Annotated in this window: 10 protein-coding genes; 7 read left to right on the top strand and 3 right to left on the bottom strand. The window is 72.9% G+C overall.

Translation table 11 applies throughout. From position 1 onward, the window contains the following. Positions 1 to 196 precede the first annotated feature (196 nt). Both ACZ6YG_RS43675 and ACZ6YG_RS43670 read right to left on the bottom strand, forming a co-directional pair. Complete coding sequence (locus tag ACZ6YG_RS43675) at positions 197 to 1,282, bottom strand: CU044_5270 family protein (RefSeq protein ID WP_466021256.1); 1,086 nt, start codon at positions 1,280 to 1,282, stop codon at positions 197 to 199. A gap of 3 nt (positions 1,283 to 1,285) precedes the next feature. Further along, the gene (locus ACZ6YG_RS43670; protein WP_271279956.1) at positions 1,286 to 1,876 is read right to left on the bottom strand and encodes an RNA polymerase sigma factor; all 591 of its coding nucleotides are present in this window, start codon (positions 1,874 to 1,876) and stop codon (positions 1,286 to 1,288) included. 236 nt (positions 1,877 to 2,112) lie between these two features. Here ACZ6YG_RS43670 and ACZ6YG_RS43665 point away from each other — a divergent pair, with 236 nt between their 5' ends. Continuing rightward, positions 2,113 to 3,321 carry an ROK family transcriptional regulator gene (locus ACZ6YG_RS43665; RefSeq protein ID WP_466021255.1) on the top strand — a complete coding sequence of 403 codons (1,209 nt, stop codon included), beginning with the start codon at positions 2,113 to 2,115 and terminating at the stop codon, positions 3,319 to 3,321. Here ACZ6YG_RS43665 and ACZ6YG_RS43660 read toward each other — a convergent pair. Continuing rightward, positions 3,307 to 4,308 (bottom strand): LacI family DNA-binding transcriptional regulator, encoded by a 1,002-nt coding sequence (locus ACZ6YG_RS43660; RefSeq protein ID WP_219549502.1) that lies wholly within the window; start codon positions 4,306 to 4,308, stop codon positions 3,307 to 3,309. The genes ACZ6YG_RS43665 and ACZ6YG_RS43660 overlap by 15 nt on opposite strands. 155 nt (positions 4,309 to 4,463) lie before the next feature. Here ACZ6YG_RS43660 and ureA point away from each other — a divergent pair, with 155 nt between their 5' ends. The 6 genes from ureA (at position 4,464) to ACZ6YG_RS43630 (ending at position 11,143) form a co-directional block, all read left to right on the top strand. Beyond that, positions 4,464 to 5,150, top strand: coding sequence for an urease subunit gamma (gene ureA, locus ACZ6YG_RS43655; protein WP_219549592.1), 687 nt, complete (start codon positions 4,464 to 4,466; stop codon positions 5,148 to 5,150). After that, positions 5,147 to 6,826 (top strand): urease subunit alpha, encoded by a 1,680-nt coding sequence (locus ACZ6YG_RS43650; RefSeq protein WP_466021254.1) that lies wholly within the window; start codon positions 5,147 to 5,149, stop codon positions 6,824 to 6,826. The genes ureA and ACZ6YG_RS43650 overlap by 4 nt, the downstream gene beginning before the upstream one ends. A 20-nt stretch (positions 6,827 to 6,846) precedes the next feature. Further along, positions 6,847 to 8,475, top strand: coding sequence for an amidohydrolase (locus ACZ6YG_RS43645; protein ID WP_466021253.1), 1,629 nt, complete (start codon positions 6,847 to 6,849; stop codon positions 8,473 to 8,475). A 10-nt stretch (positions 8,476 to 8,485) separates the two neighbouring features. Beyond that, on the top strand, positions 8,486 to 9,856 hold the full coding sequence (locus ACZ6YG_RS43640) for an APC family permease (protein ID WP_466021252.1): 1,371 nt from the start codon (positions 8,486 to 8,488) through the stop codon (positions 9,854 to 9,856). A gap of 79 nt (positions 9,857 to 9,935) precedes the next feature. Next, a complete protein-coding gene (locus ACZ6YG_RS43635) occupies positions 9,936 to 10,568 on the top strand; it encodes a sugar O-acetyltransferase (protein WP_466021251.1) in 633 nt (210 codons plus the stop codon). Then, the gene (locus ACZ6YG_RS43630; RefSeq protein WP_148031102.1) at positions 10,565 to 11,143 is read left to right on the top strand and encodes a TetR/AcrR family transcriptional regulator; all 579 of its coding nucleotides are present in this window, start codon (positions 10,565 to 10,567) and stop codon (positions 11,141 to 11,143) included. Before ACZ6YG_RS43635 ends, ACZ6YG_RS43630 begins: the two co-directional genes overlap by 4 nt. Positions 11,144 to 11,164: the final 21 nt, after the last annotated feature.

Here is an 11,164-nt window from a genome sequence, read left to right as displayed (position 1 = left end):
CTTCGACCACGTCCCGATCGGGATCTTCCGCAGCGTGGACCGCCCGGCCTACGACACGCTGATGACCAGCCAGCTCGACGAAGCGGTGGCGCAGAAGGGCCAGGGTGATCTGGCCGATCTGCTGATGGGCGGCGACACCTGGCGCATCGGCTGAGTCCGCCGGGGATGTAGGGCGAGCCCCACGGTCCACGCGGAGTCAGCCGGGCCGTTGCCCCGGCTTGTCGACGACAGCCGCCGTGATCAGGGCGTCCCAGTCATGGATCTCGCCCTTCTTCATGGTCCCGAAAGGCCTGTCCTCGTGGTCCTCGACCACGAGGGTGCGGTAGCCCAGATACTCGCAGGTCTTCGGATCGATGAAGATCTCGTCGCGCAGGTAGCCGTCCAGGACGTGGTAGAGGGTGACGCCTCGGCGCTTGAGCAGGTCGGAGGCCTCGGCTTCGTAGCGGACGCCCGGGATCTTCGCCATCGCGCCGTACATGGCGGCGCGGAGCCTGGGCGGCAGCGCGGTCTCCCTCATGCCCATCGCGATCAGCTGGAACGCCCACCGGTCGCGGTGCTGGGAGGTGAACGCGGGCAGCGACTCCTCGGCCAGCCGCTTCGCCTCCTCGGGGGTCTTGCCCCTGTTCTCCGCACGTTCCCGGGCCGAGCGCAGGAAGGAGGCGCGATTCCTGGCGTTCTCGGTGTCGACGGTCTCGTAGACGCGGGCCAGCAGGGGACCGGCGTCGGCCGGCAGGGAGAGCAGGTAGGGGTAGGTCACCTCGAACTCCGACCCCCTGGAGACCTTGAGCCTGCCCTTCTCGACGGTGGCGAACGCCTTGTCGTCGAGCCGCCGCCACTGCTCGTGGGTGCTCGTCACCTCCGGCCTGCCGATCAGCCAGCGCCCGCCGTCCACCCGTGTCCGGGCCCGCAGGCTCTTCACGTAGCCCCACTGCTCGGGGCCGGCACTCCATCCGGGCTCGCCGGAGGCCAGCACCGCCGCGTTGTCGGCCAGATCCTGGGCGTTCGCCACCGGTCGCAACCGGAGCTCGGTGACGGCGGGGGAGTGCCGCGCCCCGGCGACCTCGCCGCCCTTCTCCTGGGTGACGCCCGGAACCATCGTCGCGGCCACGGCCAGCAGCGCGGCCGCCCCGGCCAGGCCCAGCCCCCACACCGGCCGGAGGCGGCGGGCCCGCGGACGCCTTCGCGCGTGATCCGCCAGGCGGGACCGGGCCGCGCCGATGGTCTCAGCGGAGGTCTCCGGCAGCGCGTCGTGATAGCGGCGCAGTTCCTGCAGCTCGTCCATGATTCAGACCTCCTTCGCCACGTGACCCAGTGCCTCGCGCAGCTTGGCCCTGGCCCGGTTCACCCGGGAGCTGACGGTGCCGATCGGGATGTTCAGGGCCGAGGCGGTCTCCGCGTAGCTGAGGCCGGCGCAGGCCACGAGCATCAGCGCGTCGCGGTCGCCCCGGGACAGGCCCTGCAGGCCGCGCGCCAGCCGAGGGCTGAGCTGCTCGGCGGTCACCCGGTCGGTGACGCGGTCGGCGTGGCCTTCCACGTCGTCGCGGGCGGCCGAGCGGCTGAGTGCCCGATAGAGGCGGAGCTCGCCGCGGCGATGGCGGCCGATGAGGTTGGTGGCGATGCCGTACAGCCAGGCCCTGGCCTCCGGGCGGGTCAGGTCGTAGCGGTCGCGCTGGTCGAACGCGGCCAGGAACGTCTCCGCTGCCACGTCGTCGGCGGCGCCGGACCCCAGCCGGGCGGCGGCGTAGCGGTGGATCGCGGTGAAGTACCGGTCGAAGATCACCGAGAACCACTCCGGCTCGTGCCGGGAGTTCGCGATGACCGACGCGTCGTCCGGCTCCGCGGCCAGCCGTGTGGCGGGGTACGAAGGGTCATGCATCCGGCGCCTTTCTCGAGAAGAGGGTCGGCGCTGATTGCCCGATGCGGGCGTTCTTGTTCGCGGTGCCCTCCGGACGGTGACGACGATCGGCGTCCCGTCGCGCCCCCGGCCACGGCAGGTCACTGTATCCGCGGGGCGGGCGGAGGACCGGCCGCCCCGGCCGTCCGGGTGCCGAAGATCACACTTCCGGGGCATACTCCGCGATACTGGGAAGCCGGACGATCGCGGAGGTCAGGTTGGTTCAGGAGGAGATCCGCCGGAACAACGTCGGCACCCTGCTCCGACACGTGCACCTGGGCGGTTCGGTCTCCCGTACGGCGCTGAGCGAGCGGATGCGGCTCAACCGCAGCACCATCATGGCGCTGATAGCGGAGCTCACCAGGGCCGGCCTGGTGCGCGAGGAGCTTCCCCAAGGCACTGGTCGGGCGGGGCGGCCGTCGCTCGTGGTCCGGCCCGAGTCGGGCCGGGCGTACGTGCTGGCCTTCGACGTGGCGGTGGACAGGCTGGTCGCCGCCAGGGTCGCGCTGGGCGGGATCGTGCTCGACCGCAGGGAGGCGGTCCGCCCGCGCGCCGGGGCGGACCTCGACCGCGTGGTCGAGGTGCTCGCCGAGTTCGGTCGCCGGCTGCACGGGGAGGCTCCTCCTGACGCGCTGTGCGTCGGGGTCGGCGCGTCCTACTGCGGGATGATCCGGCCCGGCGACGGCATGGTGCGCTTCGGGCCCGACCTGGGCTGGGTCGACCAGGCGTTCGGCGCCGAGCTCGGGCGCCGCCTCGGGCTCGGCCTGCCGGTGTCGGTGGGGAACGAGGCGCATCTCGGCGCGCTCGCCGAACAGCAGCGCGGAGCCGGCGCGAACTTCCAGAACCTGATCTACCTCCACGGTGACGTCGGCGTGGGCGGCGGCATCATCGTCGGCGGCAAGCTGCTCGACGGCGACAGCGGATACGGCTGCGAGCTGGGGCACATGGTGGTCAACCCGTACGACGGGCGCCCGTGCGGCTGCGGCTCGCACGGCTGCCTGGAGGCGGAGGTCGGCGAGCGGGCCCTGCTCGACGCCGCCGGGCGACCGGCCGAGCTGTTCGGCCGCGACGCCGTGCGGGCGGTGGCGGACGACGCCGACCGCGGCGATCCGGCGGTCCAGGAGGCGCTGCACCGGATCGGCGACTGGCTCGGCATCGGGGTGGCGAACCTGTGCAACCTCTTCAACCCCGGCATGGTCATCTTCGGCGGCACGTTGCGCGAGATCTATCCAGGCATGGCGGCACAGGTGCGCGCCCGCATCGCCGCCAACGCGCTGCCCGTCGCCCGGGAGCGGGTACGGCTGCGGACGTCGGCCCTGGGCTACGATGCCACGCTGGCCGGCGCCGCCGAACTCGGCTTCTCCGGCCTGCTGGCCGACCCGCTGGGCGTGCTCGCCCGTACCGCGCCGTGTTCAGCCCGCCGGTGAGGTGCTGGCCCGCACCATGAGCCGGGTGGGCAGGACCTCCACCGCGCCCGGCGCGACGGCGCCGGTGAGGAGGTCGGCGAGCATCCGCGCCGCCCGGCGGCCCATCTCGCGCGGCGCGATGTCGATCGCGGTGATGGGGGTGGCCAGGCCGCGCAGGGAAGGGCTGTCGACGTACGAGGCCACCCGCAGGTCACCGGGCACGTGGCGGCCCTGCTGGAAGGCGGCCTGCACGGCGCTGTTCGCGCCGCCGTCGGGGACGGAGACGATCGCTTCGACTCCGCCGGGCGCCCGCAGGGCCTCGGCCACGGCGCGGCTGACGTCCTGCGGCTCGCAGACCAGCGGCACGTCATAGACCAGCGGCGTCCGGCCGGTCTCGGCGCACCACCCCTGGTAGGCGGTGCGGATGTCCAGGCCGAACGCGGTCTCCTCGCCGGGGCAGAGCATCGCGATCTGGCCGCCGTGGCGGGACAGGTGGCCGAGCAGCGTGCGGGTGGCCGCGGCGTGGTCGGACTCGACCCGGCCCGCGTGCCGGGCGCCCGGCGTCAGGTCGCGCTCGCAGGTGACGATCGGCACGCGCAGGCCGGTCAGCGTCTCCAGCATCGGGTCGCCGAGCACGGGGTCGGAGACCACCACGCCGTCGAGGTGGAGGGACGGCGCGCGCCCCGGATCCTTCGTCGCCGGGATGAGCGTGAGCGCCAGATCGTGGGCCAGGGCCTCCTCGGCGGCGCCGATGGCGAGGTGCATGTAGTACTCGAGACCGATCGTGCGGCCGGGGAAGTAGAGGCCGATGGCCCCGGTGCGGCCCCTGCGCAGGTTGCGGGCGCTCCGGTTGGCGACGTAGCCCAGGTCGCGGGCGACCGCGGCCACCCGCTCGCGCGTCGCGGCGGGCAGCCGGCCCCGGCCGCTCAGGGCGTCGGACACGGTCGTCGTCGACACCCCCGCCGCGCGGGCCACGTCCTGCAGGGTGATCGGTCGAGGCGCGTTCATCAAGGGCAACCGTACTCCCGCGCGACGGCGGTCGCGGCCGTGGTTCCCGCGCCTGTGCAGGAACGTTTCTCCAGACCATTGCAGGAACGTTCCTGTACGTGTTCTAATCATGCCCACCTCGGCGGATTCCCTACAGGTCATGGAGGCGGGTCGTCGTGCATCTCACTCCTGCGGAACGCGACCGGCTGCTGCTGTTCACCGCGGCGGAGCTGGCGCGGGCGCGGCGGGCCAGGGGCCTGCGGCTGAACGTGCCCGAGGCCACCGCGCTGATCGCGGACACGGTCTGCGAGGCGGCCCGTGACGGCCGGCGGCTGAGCGAGGCGATCGCCGCCGGGCGCTCCGTGCTGACCCACGAGGACGTGCTGCCCGGCGTCACCAACGTGGTCACCGAGGTGAAGGTCGAGGCGGTCTTCGACGACGGGACCCGGCTGGCCGTGGTCACCGCCCCGTTCGGCCCGGCGGTGCCCGACCCGGCCGGGCCGGGCGCCCTGCTGCCCGGGGCGGACCGTCCCGAGCCGTACGGCGACGAGGTTGTGACGGTCCTGGTCACCAACACGGCGGCGGTGCCGATCAGCGTCACCTCGCACTTCCACTTCTTCGAGGTGAACCCGCGGCTGCGGTTCGACCGGGCCGCCGCCTACGGGCGCCACCTGGCCGTGCCGGCGGGCACGGCGACGCGGTTCGACCCCGGCCAGACCACCGGGGTGCGGCTGGCGCCGATCGGCGGCGCGCGCGTGGTGGTCGGCTTCGCCGGCCTCGTGGACGGGCCGCTGGACGCCCCGGGCGCCCGGGAGGCGGCGCTGGAACGCGCTCGGGCCTGCGGCTACCTGGGATCGGAGTGACCGTGAACGGCGGCGGCTACGCGGCGGTGTACGGGCCGACCACCGGGGACAGGGTGGTGCTCGGCGACACCGGGCTGGTGGTGGAGGTCGAGGCGGACGCGCAGCGGCGCGGGGACGAGTTCCTCGCCGGCTTCGGCAAGACCGCCCGCGACGGCCTGCACCTGAAGGCCACCTCGACCCACGACACGTGCGACCTGATCGTGTCCAACGTGCTGATCCTCGACCCGCTGCTCGGGGTGCGCAAGGCCTCCATCGGTATCCGGGAGGGCCGCATCTGCGCGATCGGGCGGGCGGGGAACCCCGACACCCTCGACGGCGTCGAGGTGGTGGCCGGCACCGGCACCACGATCATCAGCGGCGAAGGCCTGATCGCCACCGCGGGAGTGATCGACACGCACGTGCACCTGCTGTCGCCGCGGGTGATGGAGGCCTCGCTCGCCTCCGGGGTGACCACCATCCTCGGCCAGGAGTTCGGCCCGGTGTGGGGCGTCGGGGTGAACTCGCCGTGGGCGCTGCGCACCGCCTTCGCCGCGTTCGACGCCTGGCCGGTCAACGTCGGGTTCCTCGCCCGCGGCTCCTCGTCGCGGCCCGAGCCGCTGGTCGAGGCGCTGGCCGAGGGCGGCGCCTGCGGGTTCAAGGTGCACGAGGACATGGGCGCGCACGCCCGCGCGCTGGACACCGCGCTCCGGGTGGCCGAGGAGCACGACGTGCAGGTCGCGCTGCACACCGACGGGCTGAACGAGAGCCTGTCTGTACGTGACACGCTGGCGGTGCTGGACGGGCGCACCATCCACGCCTTCCACATCGAGGGCTGCGGCGGCGGTCACGTGCCCGACGTGCTCAGCCTGGCCGGGCAGCCGCACGTCATCGGCTCCTCCACCAACCCGACGCTGCCGTTCGGCCGGGACGCCGTCGCCGAGCACTACGACATGATCGTCTCCTGCCACGGGCTCTCTCCGGACCTGCCCTGCGACGAGGCGATGGCCCGCGACCGGATTCGCGAGCAGACCATGGGGGCCGAGGACGTGCTGCACGACCTCGGCGTCATACCCATCACCTCCTCCGACGCCCAGGGCATGGGCCGGGCCGGTGAGACGGTCCGGCGGACCTTCGCCCTGGCCGCGAAGATGAAGGCCGAGCGGGGGGCCGAGCACGACCGCCACGACAACGCCCGGGTCCTGCGCTACCTGGCCAAGCTCACCGTCAACCCGGCGCTCGCGCACGGGCTCGGCCACGAGATCGGCTCGCTGCGGCCCGGCCTGCTCGCCGACCTCGTGCTCTGGGAGCCGGCCAGGTTCGCCGCCACTCCGCAACTGGTGCTCAAGGCCGGGTTCCCCGCCTGGGGCGTGACCGGCGACCCGAACGCGGCGGTGGACGAGGCGCAGCCGCTCGTCCTCGGCCCGCAGTTCGGCGGGTACGGGGCCGCCCCCGCCGAGCTGGCCGTCGCCTTCGTCAGCCGGGCCGCCGCCGAGGCGGGGTCGGATCTGCTGCCCACCCGCCGCCGCCGCGTCCCCGTACGCGGCACGCGCGGCATCGGCCTGCCCGACATGGTGCGCAACGCCCGTACCGGCCACGTCCACGTCGACCCGCGCACCGGCGCCGTCCGGCTGGACGGCGAGCCCATCAGTTCCGCACCGGCCGAGCAGGTGTCCCTGTCCCGCCTGTACTTCCTCTGACCCCGAAGAAGGTGCACCGAGTGACCCCACACGCCGATCTCGTGATCGTCGGAGCCGACGTCTACACCGTCGACGCCGCACGGAGCTGGTCCGACGCGGTGGCCGTGCGCGGGGACCGGATCGTCGCGCTGGGCGAGCCCGCCGTCCGCGAGCTCGTCGGCCCGCGCACCCGGGTGATCGAGGCGCGCGGCGGGATGGTGCTGCCCGGCTTCCAGGACGCGCACGTCCACGCGCCGTTCGCCGGCCGCAACCGGCTGAACGTGGACCTCAACGGGCTGGTGGGCCGGCAGGCTTACCTCGACCGCATCGCCGCCTACGCGGCGGGGGAGCCGGACCGGCCCTGGATCGTCGGCGGCGGCTGGGCGATGGAGTACTTCCCCGGCGGCACCCCGCGCAAGGAGGACCTCGACGCGATCGTGCCGGACCGGCCGGTGTTCCTGTTCAACCGGGACGTGCACGGCGCGTGGGTGAACTCCGCCGCGCTCGCGCTGGCCGGGATCACCGCCGCCACCCCCGACCCGCCCGACGGCCGGATCGAGCGCGATCCGCGGACCGGCGAGCCCACCGGCACCCTGCACGAGGGCGCGGCCTACTCCTTCAACGACCGGCACGTCCCGCTGCCCTCCCGCGAGGAGTGGGAGGACGCCATCCTCGACGCGCAGGCGCACCTGCACTCCCTCGGCATCACCGGCTGGCAGGACGCCTGGGTCACCCCGGCCACCCTGGACGCCTACCGCTCCCTGGACTCCGCCGGCCGGCTCACCGCCCGCGTCGTGGGCGCGCTGTGGTGGGACCGGCATCGCGGGCTGGACCAGATCCCGGAGTTCCTCGGCCAGAGGGAGACGGGCACCGCCCGGTTCCGCCCCACCACCGTGAAGATCATGACCGACGGGGTGATGGAGAACTACACGGGCGCGCTGCTTGAGCCCTACTGCGACGGCTGCGGCGGGCACACCGCCAACCACGGCCTGACCTACGTCGAACCCGACCTGCTGGCCGCCGCGGTCACCGAGCTCGACCGGCTCGGCTTCCAGACGCACCTGCACGCGATCGGCGACCGCGCCGTGCGCAACGCGCTCGACGCCGTGCAGGCCGCCAGGACCGCCAACGGCCCCGGCGACCGCCGGCACCACATCGCGCACCTGCAGCTCGTGCACCCCGACGACGTCCCCCGCTTCCGCGCCCTCGGCGTCACGGCCAACTGCCAGGCGTACTGGGCACAGATGGAGCCGCAGATGGAGGAGCTGACGCTGCCGTTCCTCGGCCGCGACCGCGCCGACCTGCAGTACCCCTTCGGCGACCTGCTGCGCTCCGGCGCGACCCTGGCGATGGGCAGCGACTGGTCGGTGACCACCGCCAACCCGCTGGAGGAGATCGAGGTCGCCGTCACCCGCGTCGACCCGGAGAACCGGGACAACGCGCCCTTCCTGCCTGAGCAGGCGCTGCCGTTGCCCGTCGCGCTGGCCGCGTTCACCGCCGGCTCCGCGTACGTCAACCACGACGCCGACGCCGGCACCATCGCCGTCGGCAACCGCGCCGACCTCGCCGTCCTCGACCGCAACCTGTTCGCCCGCGCCGCCGGCCCGGCCGCCGACGCCCGCGTCGACTACACCATCACCGAGGGGTCCGTCGTCTACGAACGCCCCTGAGGAGGAACCCTTGTCCAGCCAACCCCCCACCCCACACCTGCGGCGGGTGCTCGGTCTGCCCTCGCTTGTCCTGTTCGGCCTGGCGTACATGGTGCCGCTCACGGTGTTCACCACGTACGGGATCGTCACCGAGATGACCGAGGGCCACCTGCCCGGCGCGTACGTCGTCACCCTCGTTGCGATGCTGTTCACCGCCTACAGCTACGGGCGGATGGTCCGGGCGCATCCGTACGCCGGCTCGGCCTACACCTACACCCAGAAGTCGTTCGGCCCGCACCTGGGCTTCATGGCGGGCTGGGCCCTGCTGCTGGACTACGTGTTCCTGCCGATGATCAACTACCTGGTGATCGGCATCTACCTGAACGCGGCCTTCGAGGCGATCCCGGCCTGGGTCTGGGTCGTCGGCGCGATCGCCCTGGTCACCGGGCTGAACGTGCTGGGCATCCGGATGGTCAGCCGGATGAACGTCGTGCTCATCGGGATCCAGGTCGTGTTCGTCGTGGTGTTCCTGGCCGGAGCCCTGCGCGCCATCGCCGGTGAACCGATGCCGTCGATCACCGAGCCGTTCTTCGGCGACGGCACCGACCTGTCGACGATCCTCGGCGGCGCCGCGATCCTGTGCCTGTCCTTCCTGGGGTTCGACGCGGTCTCCACGCTGTCGGAGGAGACGCACGACCCCCGGCGGCGGGTCCCCCGGGCGATCATGCTGACGACCCTGGCCGGCGGCGTCTTCTTCATCGTCATCTCCTACGTCGGCCACCTGGCCTTCCCTGACTGGCAGTCGTTCACCGACCCGGACTCGGCGGCCCTGGACGTCATGCGGCACGTCGGCGGGACGCTGCTGGCCGCCTTCTTCACCGCCTCCTACATCTCCGGCGCGTTCGCCTCGGCGATGACCTCGCAGGCGAGCGTCTCGCGCATCCTGTACGCCATGGGCCGCGACGGCGTGCTGCCGCGGCGGTTCTTCGGCTACGTGCACCCCAGGCTCCGCAACCCCGTGCTCGCCACGCTCGCGGTCGGCGCGCTGTCGCTGGTGGCGCTGGTCATCGACCTGGAGCTGGCGTCCGCCATGGTCAGCTTCGGCGCGCTCGTGGCCTTCTCCTTCGTCAACCTCTCGGTGATCAAGCACTACGTCGTGAACGAGGGCAGGCGGACTCCGGCGGACCTGGTCAAGTACGGCGTGGCGCCCGCCGTCGGCGTGCTGCTCTGCCTCTGGCTGTGGACCAGCCTGTCCGGCCTCACGTTCGTCGTCGGGCTGTCCTGGGTCGGCGCCGGATTCGTCTACCTGCTCGGCCTGACCCGGATGTTCACCCGCCGCCCGCCGGAGCTGCGCCTCGGCGAGGTCGAACGGGACGACGACGTCACCGTGCCGACCACGTAGATCACCCCCGCCGACGCGTTTCCACCGGGGAAAACATCCTTTACGTACGAATGTACATATAATGTGTACACTCGTCCTTATGACGCATGATTCGGACGGCCGCTCGATGCGTGAGCGGATGCTCGCCGGCGACCTGTACATCGCCGACGACCCGGAGCTGGCCGAGCACATGCGGCGGGCCGCGGATCTGATGGACGCGTACAACGCCACGTCGGCCCGTGACCCGCAGACGCGGCGGCGGCTGCTCGCCAAGCTGCTCGGCGCGGTCGGCGAGGGCACGGAGATCCGGCCGCCGCTGCGGGTCGACTACGGCAGCCACATCCGCGTCGGCGCCCGGTCCTTCGCCAACTTCGGCCTCGTCGCCCTGGACGTCGCGCCGATCACCATCGGCGACGACGTGCAGATCGGGACGAACGTGCAGCTGATGACCCCGACCCATCCGGTGGCCCCGGACCTCCGCCGGGCGAAGTGGGAGTCCGCCGCGCCGATCACCATCGGCGACAACGTCTGGCTGGGCAGCGGCGTGATCGTCCTGGCAGGGGTCACGATCGGGGAGAACGCGGTCGTCGGCGCCGGCGCGGTGGTCACCCGCGACCTCCCGCCCAACGTGGTCGCGGCCGGCAACCCGGCCCGGGTGATCCGCACGATCGAGCACACCGGTCCGGCCGCCGGACCGAGCGCTGGTCCGGGCGCTGGTCCGGGCGCGGGGTGAGTCGTGTCTCCGGCGGGGACGGCGGGGCCGCGCCACGGCGCGCCCGCCGCCACGACCCCGGCCGGCGTGACCGGCTGATCGACGCCGCGCTCACCGTCATCGCCGAGCGTGGTCTCGCCGGAACCACCCACCGGGAGATCGCCAGGGTGGCGGACGTGCCGCTGGGCTCGACGACCTACCACTTCACCTCTCTTGAGGAGCTGCTCGCCGAGGCGTTCAAGCGGTACGCCGCCACGGTGGCCCGGGTGTTCGACGAGCGGATGGCGGCCGCCCGTGACCGGGACGCGGCGGTCGAGGCCGTCATCACGCTGGTCTCGGACGACCTGCTCGGCTCACAGCGCGACCTCGTGCTCACGGTGGAGCTGTACGTGGCCGCGGCGCGCAACCCGGTCCTGAGAGCCGTCACCCAGGAATGGATGGCCCGCAGCCGCCAGGCGCTGGAACGCCACTTCGACGCCGACACCGCCCGGGGCCTCGACGCGCTCATCGAGGGCCTCACGCTGCACAACGCGCTGTCGACCGAGCCGATGACGCCCGCGCAGATCCGCGACGCCATCCAGCGCTACCTGCGCTGACCCCCACCCCCTCTACCCCGA

The organism is Nonomuraea sp. NPDC054003, from assembly GCF_055585125.1.
Note: the sequence above shows the minus strand (reverse complement) of the source record. Positions and strands in the feature narration are given on the sequence as shown.

Excerpts from the sequence above, each read along its gene's own strand:
- ACZ6YG_RS43675 (WP_466021256.1), bottom strand. The coding sequence starts at position 1,282 with ATGGACGAGCTGCAGGAACTGCGCCGCTATCACGACGCGCTGCCGGAG.
- ACZ6YG_RS43660 (WP_219549502.1), bottom strand. The coding sequence starts at position 4,308 with ATGAACGCGCCTCGACCGATCACCCTGCAGGACGTGGCCCGCGCGGCG.
- ACZ6YG_RS43670 (WP_271279956.1), bottom strand. The coding sequence starts at position 1,876 with ATGCATGACCCTTCGTACCCCGCCACACGGCTGGCCGCGGAGCCGGAC.
- ACZ6YG_RS43635 (WP_466021251.1), top strand. The coding sequence starts at position 9,936 with ATGACGCATGATTCGGACGGCCGCTCGATGCGTGAGCGGATGCTCGCC.